Source organism: Streptomyces sp. NPDC026062 (assembly GCF_055568375.1).
Window position 1 is genome coordinate 54356 of record NZ_JBVHOQ010000002.1, and the last position, 14403, is coordinate 68758.

At 71.0% G+C, this 14403-nt stretch carries 13 protein-coding genes; 10 read left to right on the top strand and 3 right to left on the bottom strand.

The genetic code is table 11. The annotated features are described in order from the left end of the window. Positions 1-148 precede the first annotated feature (148 nt). The 6 genes from ACZ4LX_RS01965 to ACZ4LX_RS01990 all read left to right on the top strand — a co-directional run bounded on the left by ACZ4LX_RS01965 (position 149) and on the right by ACZ4LX_RS01990 (position 3391). Complete coding sequence (locus ACZ4LX_RS01965; RefSeq protein ID WP_467637097.1) at positions 149-550, top strand: rodlin; 402 nt, start codon at positions 149-151, stop codon at positions 548-550. Positions 551-838: 288 nt separating this feature from the next. Beyond that, the gene (locus ACZ4LX_RS01970; protein WP_467637100.1) at positions 839-1072 is read left to right on the top strand and encodes a chaplin; all 234 of its coding nucleotides are present in this window, start codon (positions 839-841) and stop codon (positions 1070-1072) included. Positions 1073-1544: 472 nt separating this feature from the next. Further along, a complete protein-coding gene (locus ACZ4LX_RS01975) occupies positions 1545-1835 on the top strand; it encodes a hypothetical protein (RefSeq protein WP_467637103.1) in 291 nt (96 codons plus the stop codon). Positions 1836-2022: 187 nt separating this feature from the next. Then, entirely contained in the window at positions 2023-2433 is a 411-nt protein-coding gene (locus tag ACZ4LX_RS01980) for a rodlin (protein ID WP_467637108.1), read from the top strand. A gap of 224 nt (positions 2434-2657) precedes the next feature. Next, entirely contained in the window at positions 2658-2861 is a 204-nt protein-coding gene (locus tag ACZ4LX_RS01985) for a hypothetical protein (protein WP_467637111.1), read from the top strand. 119 nt (positions 2862-2980) lie between these two features. Then, positions 2981-3391 carry a rodlin gene (locus tag ACZ4LX_RS01990; protein WP_467637114.1) on the top strand — a complete coding sequence of 137 codons (411 nt, stop codon included), beginning with the start codon at positions 2981-2983 and terminating at the stop codon, positions 3389-3391. A 129-nt stretch (positions 3392-3520) separates the two neighbouring features. Here the strand turns inward: ACZ4LX_RS01990 and ACZ4LX_RS01995 are convergent, their stop codons facing one another. Next, positions 3521-4021 carry a DUF5949 family protein gene (locus ACZ4LX_RS01995; protein ID WP_467637117.1) on the bottom strand — a complete coding sequence of 167 codons (501 nt, stop codon included), beginning with the start codon at positions 4019-4021 and terminating at the stop codon, positions 3521-3523. A 371-nt stretch (positions 4022-4392) separates the two neighbouring features. Here ACZ4LX_RS01995 and rsgA point away from each other — a divergent pair, with 371 nt between their 5' ends. Together rsgA and ACZ4LX_RS02005 are read left to right on the top strand one after the other, a co-directional pair. Next, positions 4393-5571, top strand: a complete 1179-nt coding sequence (rsgA, locus tag ACZ4LX_RS02000) for a ribosome small subunit-dependent GTPase A (protein ID WP_467637120.1) — start codon at positions 4393-4395, stop codon at positions 5569-5571. Positions 5572-5640: 69 nt separating this feature from the next. Further along, entirely contained in the window at positions 5641-7068 is a 1428-nt protein-coding gene (locus ACZ4LX_RS02005) for a DNA-3-methyladenine glycosylase 2 family protein (protein ID WP_467637810.1), read from the top strand. Here ACZ4LX_RS02005 and ACZ4LX_RS02010 read toward each other — a convergent pair. Together ACZ4LX_RS02010 and ACZ4LX_RS02015 are read right to left on the bottom strand one after the other, a co-directional pair. Next, the gene (locus tag ACZ4LX_RS02010; protein ID WP_467637124.1) at positions 6993-7475 is read right to left on the bottom strand and encodes a DUF456 domain-containing protein; all 483 of its coding nucleotides are present in this window, start codon (positions 7473-7475) and stop codon (positions 6993-6995) included. The genes ACZ4LX_RS02005 and ACZ4LX_RS02010 overlap by 76 nt on opposite strands. A gap of 103 nt (positions 7476-7578) precedes the next feature. Then, a complete protein-coding gene (locus ACZ4LX_RS02015; protein ID WP_467637128.1) occupies positions 7579-8568 on the bottom strand; it encodes a helix-turn-helix domain-containing protein in 990 nt (329 codons plus the stop codon). Between the two features lie 210 nt (positions 8569-8778). On the opposite strand from ACZ4LX_RS02015, the gene ACZ4LX_RS02020 reads away from it, so the two are divergent. Together ACZ4LX_RS02020 and ACZ4LX_RS02025 are read left to right on the top strand one after the other, a co-directional pair. Then, positions 8779-12549, top strand: a complete 3771-nt coding sequence (locus ACZ4LX_RS02020; RefSeq protein ID WP_467637131.1) for a S8 family peptidase — start codon at positions 8779-8781, stop codon at positions 12547-12549. A gap of 141 nt (positions 12550-12690) precedes the next feature. Beyond that, positions 12691-14316, top strand: coding sequence for a protein phosphatase 2C domain-containing protein (locus ACZ4LX_RS02025; RefSeq protein ID WP_467637135.1), 1626 nt, complete (start codon positions 12691-12693; stop codon positions 14314-14316). The last annotated feature ends 87 nt before the right edge of the window (positions 14317-14403 follow it).

Below are 14403 nucleotides of genomic sequence, written 5' to 3' on the forward strand. Positions count from 1 at the left end.
ATTGACGCTTCCGGTCCATTCCGCGTGGACTTTTCGTACGGATGTCCGCGCGGCTTCGGCATTCGAGTGAAAGGAGATAACCAAAGGTCCGGAAGTCAGTTGGTCAGTGCGCTCCGGTACGGGGCATCCAGTACGAGAAGGGTTCATTGTGATCAAGAAGGTCCTGGCTACGGGTGCCGTCGCCGCCTCCATCCTCGGTCTCGGCGCCACGCAGGCGATGGCCATCGGCGACGCCGGCGGTACGACCTCCCTCAACGGCAACGGCGCCTCGCAGTCGTTCGGCAACGCCGAGACGCACGGCGACGGCAGCCCGCAGTTCGGCCTGGTCCAGGGCTCGCTGAACAAGCCCTGCATCGGCCTGCCGGCCAAGGCCAACGTCGGTTCGCTCATCGGTCTCATCCCGGTCGCGGTCCAGGACATCAACGTCCTGTCCTCCCCGCAGAACCAGCAGTGCACCGAGAACTCCACCCAGGCCAAGGGTGACGAGCCGCTGTCGCACATCCTGTCCGGCATCCCGGTCCTCTCCGGCAACGGTGCCGGCAACAGCTGATCCAGCTGTGAACAGGCCCGGACCGTCGGCATTTCCCGTCCGGCGGTCCGGGCCTGCTGCTGCCCTTTGCCGAGTACGCCGGAAAGGGCGGATCACCACTGCGGTGGCAGCAGGTGACCGGAGCTGTGGCATTCGGGCGGATTCGCGAGAATCTCCCCGATGAAGAGTTTCGCTTACCGTCTGAAATCGTTACGAATTGCAGCGGCGGAGTTACGAGCGATCAGGACCGCGCTCGTGCGGCACGAAAGTCGTGACCGCTCCGGACTCCGTCGAAAGAAAGGGTTGAAAGTGAAGTACACCAAGATCGCCGTCGTCGCCGCCGGAACCCTCATGGCGATGGGTGCCGCTGCCCCGGCCTTCGCCGACTCCGGCGCAGAGGGTGTGGCCGCGCACTCCCCGGGCGTGCTGTCCGGCAACACCGTCCAGGTTCCGGTCCACGTTCCGGTCAACGTCTGCGGTAACACCGTGAACGTCATCGGTCTGCTGAACCCGACCTTCGGCAACTTCTGCGCCAACCACTGATTGCCGCACGCCGAATTCGTTCGGCACCGGTCTGCCCCGGATCGCATTCCATGCGATCCGGGGCTTTCCTCTTTTCCGCGCTCCGTCCCGGGAGTTCGCGGCCCCCTCGATGCGGCGGAACGGCCGGAGGCGTTCCGTCGGCCCGGGGAGCGGTGCGCCGGCGGCTGGGGGTGGATATCCGGTCGGGACCGCGTTACGGAGCGCCGGCAATGCACCACCGAACCGTGTCCGCTGTCCCCTCGCGTACGCGCATCAGTGATGAGGCATGCAATCTGCCGAGGTCTGAGGGATCCCGCCAGGGATTGCCGGACCAGCCCTCGGAGGACGGCTCGAGAAAAGCGCGGCCGTCCAGTTGCCCGGCCGCAATCGGATCGTTATTCAGAGGGAAAGCGGCAGAAGTCACAGCTAAAGAAGGCTGGTGCGGTGCGAGAACGCGACCGAAACGGATGCCGCCGCAGAAGGGAACCCGAAAGTGAAGTACGCGAAGACAGCCGCATTTGTCGCCGGTTCCGTGGTCGCTCTCGGAACGGCCGCTCCCGCCTTCGCCGTTACCAACGCCACGGCCCCGAGTTTCAGCCTCGACGGCGGTATCAACCAGGTGGTGGCCGCGGCCCCGCAGGCCGTCGACCCGGTGGTCGGCACCGTCGGCGATGCCGCCGAGGCGCTGCACAAGGACGGCACCGTCACCAAGGTCGCAGGCCAGGCCACCGGTGCGGTCAAGGGCGCCGCCCCGCTCGTGGGCGGCCTCCCGATCGGCGGCTGACCCGCCCTCACCACGGCGTCCGACGCCTCACACCCAGGCACACGCACTTCTCCGGTGCCCCACACCCCGTATCCGTACGGGGCACGGGAAAACCGTTCGAGTGAAGCGCCACAACCATTCCCGCCACCGCGAGTTGATCAGTTCGCTCCGGACAGCCGGGCACCATAAAACCCAGAAGGGCTATCTCATGATCAAGAAGATTATGGCTTCGGCGGCCGTCGCTGCTTCCATCGTCGGCGTCTCCGCGGCCATCGCGCCGCAGGCCATGGCGATCGGCAACGAGGGAGGCACCACTTCGGTCAACGGCAACGGTGCCATGCAGTCCTACGGCAACTCCGCCACCCACGGTGACTGGAGCCCGCAGTTCGCGCTCATCCAGGGCTCGCTGAACAAGCCCTGCATCGCCCTGCCTGCCAAGGCCAACGTCGGTTCGCTCCTCGGTGCCATCCCGGTGTCGGTCCAGGACCTCAACGTCCTGTCCTCCCCGCAGAACCAGCAGTGCACCGAGAACTCCACCCAGGCCAAGGGTGACGAGGCTCTGTCGCACATCCTGTCCGGAATCCCGATCCTGTCCGGCAACGGCGTCGCCAACGACTAGTCGTTCCCGAGGCGCCCGCTGCTTGCGAGGCGTCAGCGGTCCCTGATGCACGCGTGGGGCCGACCCGTTGTCCGGGGCAGCCGGAATTTTCCGGCCGCCCGGACGGGTCGGCCCCACGTCGTGTGCCGAGGCGCGGCCGGGGGCTCCCCCGAAAGGACGGGTCCGCTGAGCCGGCTGCCGTAGTCGCGGCGAAGGCTTCGCGTCGTACCGGGTAAGGGCCATTCATGGACCAGCGCGACAGCCAACGACCGCGGGACCCGCACCGGTACCCGCAGGACAGCACACCGATCTACGACCGTCTCCTCGCCGAGTGGCAGGCGGCGGCCCGCCGTGACGGGGCTCCGCCGGGCGGTGCGGAGTCCGGGCGGACCAGCGTGGGCGGCTTCGTCCCGGGAGCGCGCATCTCCGTCGAGGGCGCGCGCGGTTGACGCCGCGACAACGAACTTGCGCAGGAGTGAACCCATTTGGGTGGAACCGCGGAACCGAAACCTCCGCAAGAGGTTGATCAGTACGTTCCAGAACGGAACGCTCCGAAAGGTGAAGCGTGATGAAGAAGATGATGGCCGGCGCGGCAGTGGCCGTTTCTCTGGTCGGCCTCTCGGCCGCCATGGCCCCCTCGGCCATGGCGATCGGCAACGAAGAGGGCACCACGTCGGTCAACGGCAACGGCGCCAAGGACTCGTTCGGCAACAGTGTGACCCGGGGCGACGGCAGCCCGCAGGTCCAGCTCGTCCAGGGCTCGCTGAACAAGCTCTGCCTCGGAGCACCGATCAAGGCCAACGCGGGCTCACTCGTGGGCCTCTTCGTGCCCGTGGCGGTCCAGGACATCGATGTCCTGTCCTCCCCGCAGAACCAGCAGTGCGCCGAGAATTCCACCCAGGCCAAGGGCGACGAAGCGCTCTCGCACCTGGTGAACGGCATTCCGGTCCTCTCCGGGAACGGCATCGGCAACAGCTGAGCACCGACACACACTGCGGGCGGCCCGGTATCTGGGCCGCCCGCAGTGCGTGGTCGCGGCACCCGGGCACGCGTCGATGCCCACCACTCCGCGGGGGTGGTGGGCACCGGTGCGCGCGCTCGGGGGAGGTCAGCGCAGGCTGCCCACCGGAAGAACGCAGTGGGCGGAACTTGCGATGACCTCCGGGTCGCCCGCGAAGAGGCGCAGCTCCTCCTCGCCCACCGGAAGCCCTGGTGCTCCCTGGGGCCAGGGGCGGGTGGCGAACATCGCGTGCACCTCGCCCTGTTCGGCGGCAGCCGCCAGCCACTGGGGCGGTACGGGGTACTGGGCACTGAAGTGAGGCAGCGTCAGGACTGCCTGGCCGGCCTGGACGAGGAGCTTCACCGGGAGGCCCGGCGTCTCGTCGGCGCGCACCGGGGCGCCGCCGGCCGGGAGTCCGCAGCGGCCCAGGGCGATGCGCATGGCGGCCAGGCCGACAGCGGGCCCTTCCGAGCCGTCGCCCAGTGAATAGACGAGCAGGAAGGCGACGTCGTGATCGCCGTGGGGGTTCTCGCCGCTCCAGCCGATCAGGCTGAGCGTGCCCAACTGGGCCTGGGTGAACGTGCCGGTGGCTGTCTGGGGGGAGGTCATGTCCGGCACCCTAACCGTCCGCGACCGGTCGATCTCCATGCGTATCACTCGATCGAGGGAGAGCCTGTGATATTCCGGCCGCGACACCTGGCACCTCTCCGTTCAGGTCCGAACGGAGGCCCGTGATTAATCGGTTGACGCCGCCCGGCCGCCGCGGGCTATCGTGTGGCTCGTTACGGACGGCGGAGAAGACCGCTGGTGCCGGACCGTGCGGGAAACCGGAGGTGAGGACATTGATGACTGTCGTTGCGGTGGGCGCTGCCCACAAGCCGAAGAGCATCGTTCCCACCCCCGTGGCCACCGGCTGACCTACTTCAAGAATCTCCGCGCCGCAGTGCGCGTTGCCGGGGCCACCCTGTGAAGGGTTTCCCTTGTCTTTCTCGTTTTCTTCTCCCTCTTCTCTCTCCACTCCTCAGGACTCCTCGTCGTCGCACCCGCTGTCCGCCTACGGCTGGGACGACGGCTGGGCGGCCGAGTTCGCTCCGTACGCGGAACAGGGGCTCCTCCCGGGACGCGTGGTGCGGGTCGACCGAGGGCAGTGCGACATCGTCACCGCCCACGGCACGGTCCGCGCGGACACGGCGTTCGTCGTCCCCCGGGACCCGATGCGGATCGTCTGCACGGGCGACTGGGCCGCCGTGGACCCCGACGGTGACCCGCAGTTCGTCCGCACGCTGCTGCCGAGGCGCACGGCCTTCGTCCGCTCGACCTCGTCCAAGCGCTCCGAGGGCCAGGTGCTCGCCACCAACGTCGACCACATCGCCATCTGCGTCTCGCTGGCCGTCGAGCTCGACCTCGGCCGGGTGGAGCGGTTCCTCGCCCTGGCCATGTCCAGCACCGGCGGTGACGCGCTGCTGCACGATGGTCCGGCGGGCGGGGGCGGGACCGCCGAGACCCTTGTCGTGCTCACCAAGGCCGATCTGGTCCCGGACGCGGTCACGCTCTCCCATCTCGTCCAGGACGTCGAGAGGCTCGCGCCCGGCGGGCAGGTGCTGCCCGTCAGCTCTGCCACCGGTGAGGGTGTCGACGTGTTCGCCGCCATCGTCTCCGGCGGAACGAGCGTGCTCCTCGGGGCCTCCGGTGCGGGCAAGTCCACCCTCGCCAACACGCTCCTCGGGCACGACGAGATGGAGGTGCGGGCCACCCGTGACATCGACGGCAAGGGCCGGCACACCACCACGACCCGCAATCTGCTGGTCCTGCCCTCCGGCGGTGTCCTGATCGACACCCCGGGACTGCGCGGCGTCGGTCTGTGGGACGCGGAGACCGGGGTGGGCCAGGTCTTCTCCGAGATCGAGGAGCTGGCCGGGCAGTGCCGGTTCCACGACTGCGCGCACGAGGCCGAACCGGGCTGCGCGGTGCTCGCCGCGATCGAGGACGGATCGCTCCCCGAGCGACGCATCGACAGCTACCGCAAGCTGCTCCGCGAGAACCGGCGCATCGTCGCCAAGACCGACGCCCGGGTCCGCTCGGAGATGCTGCGCGACTGGAAGCGCAAGGGGGCCGAGGGCCGGGCCGCCGTGGCAGCGAAGCGGGGTCGCGTACGGTAGCCGGGGCTCCTGGCCGACGTCCGAAAACCGCGAGTGCGGCAGTGTCCGGGGGTGCACACTGGACGTGTGATGGACGAAGAGACCAGGTACGAGGCGGTGAGCAGCCGCGACGCGCGTTTCGACGGGGAGTTCTTCTTCGCCGTCGAGACGACCGGCATCTACTGCCGGCCGAGCTGCCCCGCCATCACCCCTAAACGCAAGAACGTCCGCTTCTACCCCACCGCGGCCGCCGCCCAGGGCAACGGCTTCCGGGCCTGCCGCCGCTGCCGCCCGGACGCCGTCCCCGGCTCCGCGGACTGGAACGTCCGGGCGGACGTGGTCGGCCGCGCCATGCGGATGATCGGCGACGGTGTGGTGGACCGGGAAGGCGTCCACGGTCTCGCCCACCGGCTCGGCTACAGCTCGCGGCAGATCCAGCGGCAGCTCAACGCGGAGCTTGGCGCGGGACCCGTCGCCCTGGCCCGCGCCCAGCGCGCGCACACCGCACGGGTCCTGCTCCAGACCACCGCGCTGCCCGTCACAGAGGTTGCCTTTGCCGCCGGGTTCGCCAGCGTGCGCCAGTTCAACGACACCATCCGGCAGATCTACGCCCGCACCCCGAGCGATCTGCGCGCCGAGGCGGGCACCGGGCTCGGGGCCGGCGTCCGGGAGGGGCGCGCCGCCGGCATCCCGCTCCGGCTCGCGCACCGGGGGCCGTACGCGGCGCGCGAGGTCTTCGATCTGCTCGCCGCCGAGACGGTCGCCCGGATCGAGGAGGTCGGCGGGGAGACCGGGGCCCGGACCTACCGCCGCACCCTGCGCCTGCCGCACGGCACGGGTGTCGCCGCCGTGGACGAGCGGTCGGCCGGCAACTGGCTGGAGGCTCGCATCCACCTCACGGACCTGCGCGATCTGACGACCGCGGTGCAGCGGCTGCGCCGCCTCTTCGACCTGGACGCCGATCCGTACGCCGTGGACGAACTGCTCGGCGCCGATCCGGCGCTCGCGGCGGGGGTCGCCGCGCGCCCGGGGGTGCGCTCGCCCGGTACGGCGGACCCGGAGGAGTTCGCCGTACGGGCGCTGCTGGGCCCGGTGGCGGCCGGTGAGCTGGTCGAGACGTACGGGAAGGTCCTGGACGTGCCCTGCGGCGGGCTCACCCATGTGTTCCCCGAACCCCGTGTCCTGGCCGGCGCGGTGTCCGGCCCCGCGCTGCGCGCGCTCACCGTCGCACTCGCCGAGGGGGAGGTACGGCTCGACGCGGGGGCCGACCGGGACGAGGCCGAGCAGGCGCTGCTACGGCTTCCCGGGATCGGCCCGGCCACGGCGGCGCTGATCCGGATGCGCGGCCTGGGCGACCCCGATGTGGATCCGTACGGGACACCCGGCTCGGGGCGCTGGCGGCCATGGCGCTCCTACGGTGTACGCCGTGCTTGGGCGGACTGTCAGCCCCAGATGGCCGCGCCCAGCCACGCACCCGCCACCAGCAGGCACGCGAACAGCTCGACGAGCACGGAGTAGCCGGTCGCCCGCATCACCGAGCGGACCGACGCCCAGCCCGCCCCGCGGCTGCCCAGCCGCAGCCTCTCCGCCCCGTAGATCACCCCCACGTACCCGGCGATCGCCCCGACCACCGGGACCACGAAGAAGCCGGTGATCGCGCCGATCCCGCCGAGCATCAGCGTCCGCCGGGGCGCCCCGGACTCGCGGGGGCGGCGGGGCGGCAGCAGGGGTTTCAGCGCCTGGTTCAGCAGCAGCAGAGCGGTGGCCCCGATCAGGACACCCCAGGCGGCCGGTGTCATGTCCGTCAGCGCCCACCACAGCACGGCCGCCCAGACGATCGCCTGCCCCGGCACACCGGGCACCAGCACACCGATCAGGCCGAGCAGCATGACCAGGCCGACGGCGACGAGCTGCCACACACTCATTTGACCAGCCTGCCGGAATCCGGCCGGTCCCGCCCGTCGTCGTCACCCGGCCCCGAGCCCGTCGGCGCAGCTCAGAGGCGCGACGACGGGCGCAGCGGCGCGCTCAGAGGCGCGGTTCGCGGGCGACCCAGCCCCGTTCGTACGCGTGCCAGCCCAGCTGGAGCCGGGTCGACACCGCGGTGAGCTCCATCAGGCCCTTGACCCGGCGCTGCACCGTCCGCAGTCCCAGGTCCAGCTGCTTCGCGACGCTGGCGTCGGTCAGGCCGGCCAGCAGCAGCGACAGGATCTCCAGGTCCGTCGGATCAGGGCCCGTGAATTCCTCGTCGATTCGGCCGCTCTCGGCGAGCCGTAGCGGCATCGCTTCGCGCCACACCGCCTCGAAGAGCCCCCTCAACGACTCCAGCAGTCCTGATTCGTGCACCACAAGGGCCGCTGCCTCCGCGCCCCGACGGGTCAGCGGCACCATCGCCATCGCTCCGTCCGCCACGACCAGCTTGGTCGGAACCCGGTCCACGACACGGCACTGCTCGTCGCGGCTCAGCGCCGCCGACAGCTCCAGGATCCCCGACGGCAGTGCCAGCACCTCGCGCTCGACCACCACCCGGAACGACACCCCGCGGGTGGCGGCCCGCTCCTCCGACTCGTTCTCGATACCGCTGACGGCGATCGGATTTCCGGTGACCAGGGCGCACACCTCACTCGTCGCGCCCAGCTGAATCTGATGGAAACGGTGGGCCACGGCGCTCGCTCCGGTGACCACCTCGACCAGATCGTGCACGGCGGGCTCGGCGGCATCCGCCCGGTACTCCTCGGCCAGCAGCGCGGCCGCCAGCTCCGCCTGCTCCAGCTCATGGCGCTGCTGGGTCAGCAGCGCCCCCAGCGCGACCCCGGGCGGCGCCGCGACCCAGCGCCCCGTACGGGCCGACGACTGGGCGGCCAGCCCCTGCTGCTCCAGCCGCCGCAGCGCCCGCTCGGTGTCCCGCTCGGGCAGTGCCAGCCGGTGTGCGAGATCGGAGACCTCCGCGGCTCCGACCGCCACGAGCGCACGGTAGGCCGACTCCTGTGTCTCATCGAGACCTATGGCTCCCAGCATCCCCGGATTCCTCCCGGCCGCGTTGTTCCCTGTCGAGTCGTGCTGCTCGGCCGCCCGGCCGTGGCGGGAAACAGCCACGGCGTAAACCCGCCGGGGCACATCATCCCTGTACAGCCCCGCACTCTGCCAATGTGGCGCCACCGCAGCACCAACAACATCTGGAATACGGGCTTTTGCTCGTCTTTATTCCGGTTTCACTTGGGGAGAGCGATGCGTCCGATATCGCGTACGGCACTGGGGGCGGCCACCGCCGCCGCCCTCGCCGTCATGGTGATCGCACCGTCCGTGGCAGCGCCACAGGGCGACGCGACCGTCGAAAGACCGCTGACCGGCAGTGCGGCTTCGGCCGCCAGGGGGACGAAGCCGGTCACCGTCACCCTGGTCACCGGCGACAAGGTGCTGGTGAGCACCGACAGTTCGGGAAACGCCTCCGCCGCCGCCCTGCCCCGCGAGGACGGCACGGTGCCCCTCGTGCAGACCCGCCGCTCGGGCCAGGACCTGTACGTGTACCCGGAGACCGCGGTGAAGGCGCTCGCCGGGGGCACCGTCGACGAGGAACTCTTCAACGTCACCGGGCTGATCCGTCAGGGGTACGACGACGCGCACGCGGACTCCGTACCGCTGATCGCGACCTACTCCAAGGACATCGCACGCAGCGCACCCGTCACCCCGCGCGGAGCCGAGCGCGGCCTCGCCCTCCCGGCCATCGACGGTGTCGCGCTCAAGGCCGACAAGAAGCAGACCGCCGGATTCTGGTCGGACGTCACCGGCGCCGGCCGGTCCCGCTCCGCCGCCGGACTGAAGAAGCTCTGGCTGGACCGCAAGGTCGAGGCCGGCCTCGACCGCTCCACCAAGCAGATCGGCGCCGACCTCGCCTGGGCCGCCGGCTACGACGGCAAGGGCACCAGGGTCGCCGTCCTGGACACCGGCGCCGACGCCGAACACCCGGACCTCAAGGGCCGGATCACCGAGTCGAAGAACTTCACCGACTCCGACACCACCGAAGACCGCCAGGGCCACGGCACCCACACGCTCTCCACCGTCGGAGGCAGCGGGGCGGCCAGTGACGGCAAGAAGAAGGGCGTCGCCCCCGGCGCCGACCTGATCGTCGGCAAGGTGCTCAACGACAGCGGCTCGGGTGACTCCTCCTGGATCATCGCGGGCATGCAGTGGGCCGTCGACCATAAGGCCGACGTCGTCTCCATGAGCCTGGGCAGCCAGACCCCCACCGACTGCACCGACCCGATGAGCCTGGCCGCCGAGGAGCTCGGCAGGAGCAAGGACACGCTCTTCGTCATCGCGGCCGGCAACGCGGGACCGACGCTCAACACCGTCTCCTCGCCCGGCTGCGCGCCCAGTGTGCTCACCGTCGGTGCCGTCGACCGCGACGACTCCACCGCCCGGTTCTCCAGCCGCGGTCCGGCGATCGTCACGCACACCCTGAAGCCCGAGATCGCCGCCCCCGGAGTCGACATCTCCGCCGCCGCCGCGGGCGGACGCGGGGTCTACGCCTACCGGTCGATGTCCGGTACGTCGATGGCCACCCCGCATGTCGCGGGCGCCGCCGCCCTTGTCAAGGAACGCCACCCCGACTGGACGGCCCAGCAGATCAAGGCGGCCCTCGTGTCGTCCGCGAAGAGCGACATCCCCGGAGACGTACGCGAGACCGGCGGCGGCCGGCTGGACGTCAAGGCCGCCATCGACACCACCCTCACCGGCGCACCCGCCGTCCAGGGCGGAACCTTCAACTGGCCGCAGGACAAGACCGACCGCACCACTGTGCAGATCCCGTACACCAACACGGGCGACAAGCCGGTGAAGCTCTCGCTCACGGTCCAGGGCGTCACGGGCAACGACGGCTCGGCCGTCCGGTCCTCCGTCGCCGCACTCGGCGCGAAGAGCGTCACCGTGCCGGCCGGAGCAACCGTACAAGTCCCGCTGAAGCTCGATCCCACCGCGAAACTCCAGGACAGCCAGTACGGCGACGTCACCGGCCGGGTGCTGGCCACCGCCACCGGCGGCGGCAAGGTATCCACCCCGTTCTCGCTGTACGTGGGCGCCGAGACCGTCACCCTGCGCGTCAAGCTGATCGACGGCAACGGCAAGCCCGCCACCGGTTCGTCCTCGCTGGACGTCATCGGCACCGACACCGCCACCGGCGAGCGCCGCTTCAACAACGGCTCGGCCGACCAGGTGTACCAGGTGCGCCCCGGCGCCTACTTCGTCTCCAGTTTCATCACCTCGGCCGACCCCGAGGATGCCGCGGGCCTCCTCGCCAGGTCGGTCGGATATCTGGCCAGGCCCCAGCTGAACGTCACCAAGGACACCGTCCTGGTGCTGGACGCACGCAAGGCGCACCGGATCAAGCTGAAGACCGAGGACCGTGCCACCGAGACCCGCGGCACCACCCTTGCCTTCGGCCGCAGCTGGGACGACGTCTGGCTGCACTCCGGGTCGATCTCGGGCACCGGCATCGTCAAGGACTACCTGGTCGACATCCAGGGCAGGGCCCGGGACGGCGACTTCGAGTTCGACAGCTTCTGGCGCGCCTACGCTCCGCAGATCGAGAAGCTGGCGGTCGTCGGAGGCGCCACCCTGCATCCCGTTTCCGCGTCCTACGGGTCCGTCAACCTCGACGGAACCGGCCAGGCCGCACTCGTCGACGCGGGCACCGGCACGCCCGACGAGCTGAAGGCCGCCCAGGTGTCGGGCCGGATCGCACTGGTCCGCGTCGGGGACGGCGGCTCCATGACCGCCCAGGCGCGCGACGCCGCGGCTGCCGGCGCCGTGGCGGTCATCGCGCACCGCCCGTCCGCCGGTCCGTGGAAGCCGTCCGTCGGATACGGTGCGGCGCCCCTGCCCTCGCTCGGCATCCAGGCGGACGAGGCGGCCGACCTGACCGCCGCGCTGGCCGCCGGACCGGTGAGACTGAGCTGGAAGGCCATCGCGTCCAGCCCGTTCGTCTACAACCTGGCCTTCCCCGAGACGGGCACCGTCACCTCGGACCGCACGTACAGGGTCAAGGACAAGGCGCTCAGCACGGTCGAGTCCACCTACGAATCCATGGGCGTCAGGACCGACTTCGTCGATACGCTGCTCGTCGCCCGCCCCTACGGAGCCCGGTACGGCATCGGCGCGTTCGACACCGTTCCCGCTCCGGGAAAGCGCACCGAGTACTACTCGGCGGGCGACAGCACCTGGCAGCAGGCACTCTCGTCCAGCTTCCCGTGGGGCGAGCTCATGATGGACACGTACCGTACGTACAAGGCTGGTTCGAAGCGTACGGCGAACTGGTACCGGGGCATCGTCGGTCCGTCCGTGCCCCGTGACGACCAGGGCGAGCAGATGCTCGCCGCCGAACGCCAGGACAACCTGATCGGTGTCGCGCCGGGCTTCTGGAGCGACAGCGAACACAGTGGCCTCCAGGGCTCCTTCGGTGACATGGGAGGCATGCGGCTCACCAGTGGCGGCCAGGTGATCGGCGAATCCGGCTGGCCGAACGGGGTGTTCGCCGTCCCTGCGGAGGACGCCGCATACGAACTCACCCTGGTGACGCGTAAGTTCGGCCAGCCCGCGAGCGTGTGGAAGCGGTCCACCTCGACCGAGACCACCTGGAAGTTCCGCTCGCACCGGGACGAGAACGCCTACTCGCAGGGCATTCCGCTGCTCTTCCCCGGCTACGGCCTGCCGTCGGACGGCATGAAGACCCTCGAAGCGAAGGACGGCCAGCGGATCGGACTGAGCGTCACGGGCCACGCCGGCTACACACCCGGCAAGGTCACCGAGGCCAAGGTCTCGTACTCGTACGACGGCGGCGGGACCTGGATCGAGGCCACCACCGCTCAGCGGGGCGGCCGTTGGAGCGCGACCGTGAACCACGCGGGCGCGGCCGGAAAGCCGGTCACCCTGAGAACCGAACTGACGGACGCCAACGGCAACTCCGTCGTCCAGACCGTGACCGACGCCTACGCCGTGCGCTGACGTCGCGTCATCCGAGCCGGTCCGCCGGGCGTCCTTCCCGTGGGGGGTGGGGCCGCCCGGCGGACCATTTCCATGACGGGCCTCGGCCACATTTTCCCGATGCCCCGTTTTCGCACGGCCTCCGCGGTGGACAATAAGGGCATGAGTCAGCAGGGGGAGAGGCCCGCCGCCCATGAGGACGACTGGTGGCGCAGGCTGTACGACGAATCCGCCCCGGACGCCGGGGCGAGCCGGGCGGCCGACAGTCTCGACGACCGCTTCGACTCGGCTTCGGACGCGGTGGGGCCCGACGGCGGTGAGGCGTACGAGACCGCGGCCGCGGCGCCCGAGCCGAGGGTGGCGACGTCCGCCGCCACCCGAACGGGGGCGGACTCACCGGCCCCGCCGCCCGAGGTGACCAGCCGCGCCCCGTGGGAGCCGCCTTCCGGCCCCCAGCGGCCCCGCACCTTCGCGGCCCCGCCACCGTCCTCACCGCCCCAGCCCCCGTCTCCGCCCCCGGCTTCCGCGACGCCGCCACCGCCCCCGGCATCCGAGCCGGTCCGGGCCGCTGAGCCGGCGCCTGAAACGGGGACGCGGCGGGCCGGGACACCGGAACCACCGCCGGTCCCGCAGCCGCTCGCCGATCCCCGCATCGCCCAGGACGTCCCCGCCGGGCAGGAGGCCGGGGCGTCGGCGCCCACCAGCCCAGGGAGGCCCGTCGACTCCGAACCCGCCGTCGACTCCGAACCCGCCGCCGTCGCGGAACCGGCCGCCCCCGCTCCCGTCCCCGAGGCGCGGGCACCGCATCCCCCCGTCGCCCACGTGGGTGCGAGGCCGCCCACGTACGAGGCCGAGCCCACCGCGCTGCCCGCGAGCGACCCGCGCGAGCTGGACGGGCTCGTCGCCGATACCGTGCTCGACGGCGCCCGGTACGGCACGTACACCCTGCGGGCCGCTTCCGTACGGGGCGACTCCGCCCGCTTCCGGGGAGAACCGCGGCGTGACGCGCTGCTCACCGCGCGGTTCGGCACCGCGGAGGGCGCACTCGTCCTCGTCGCCGTCGCGAGTGGCGACCGCTCGTCCGAGCACGCGCATCTGGCCGCGGCCGACGCCTGCCGCTGGATCGGTGAAGCCGTCGGGCGCAGCCATGCCCGGCTCTCCGACGACATACGGGCAGGGCGCCGCGGCGACCTCAAGTCCGGACTGCACCGGCTCACCGACCGCGGCTACGGCAAGCTGCGCGCCCGGGCCGCCGAACTCGGCCGCGAACCGCACGAGTACACGACAGGTCTGCGCTGCCTGCTGCTGTCCGCCGACCCCGAATGCCGTACCCGGGTCTTCTTCGGTGTGGGTGGCGGAGGGCTCTTCCGGCTCCGGAACGGCGGCTGGCAGGACCTCGAACCGATCGTTCCGCAGCCCGGCTCGCTCACCGGCGAAGCCGTGGTGGGCTACGGTTCCGCGGTGCCCGAGAGCGGGCCCGAAGGAGACCGGCTGACCATGGATCTGGGGGTCACCACTGCCCCGCCTCCGTACATCGAGGCCCCGGTCCCGCCGCCCGCCGAGCCGTTCCGCTTCCGCGCGTCGGTCGCCCGGCCGGGCGACACCCTGCTGCTCTGCAGCCCCGGCCTGTCCGAGCCGATGCGTGGCGAGCCGGCACTGGCCGAGGAGCTGGCCGGACGCTGGACACCGGCCCGCCCGCCCGGCCTCGGCGCGTTCCTGGCCGACGCCCAGCTCAGGGTGAAGGGGTACGCCGACGACCGGACGGCGGTCGGCGTCTGGGAGGCGTAACTGCCCGGACCGTGGGTTGATGGACTCCGGAGAACCCGTCCGGCCGGGGTTTCACGCCCCGGTATCAGGACAGCCGGACGTGCACGG